The organism is Pseudomonas sp. HMSC066A08, assembly GCF_001813025.1.
GTDB lineage: Bacteria > Pseudomonadota > Gammaproteobacteria > Pseudomonadales > Pseudomonadaceae > Pseudomonas > Pseudomonas aeruginosa.
In genome coordinates, this window is the sequence record NZ_KV811210.1 from 1 (window position 1) to 338 (window position 338).

General features: G+C 55.0%; 1 rRNA gene. It reads left to right on the top strand.

Annotated features, from left to right (window positions below):
- A 23S ribosomal RNA gene (locus HMPREF2886_RS02065) occupies window positions 1-338 on the top strand; the annotation flags it as partial.

Genomic DNA, 338 nt, shown 5'->3' on the forward strand with positions numbered 1-338 from the left:
GTCGGGTAAGTTCCGACCTGCACGAATGGCGTAACGATGGCGGCGCTGTCTCCACCCGAGACTCAGTGAAATTGAAATCGCTGTGAAGATGCAGTGTATCCGCGGCTAGACGGAAAGACCCCGTGAACCTTTACTGTAGCTTTGCACTGGACTTTGAGCCTGCTTGTGTAGGATAGGTGGGAGGCTTTGAAGCGTGGACGCCAGTTCGCGTGGAGCCATCCTTGAAATACCACCCTGGCATGCTTGAGGTTCTAACTCTGGTCCGTGATCCGGATCGAGGACAGTGTATGGTGGGCAGTTTGACTGGGGCGGTCTCCTCCTAAAGAGTAACGGAGGAG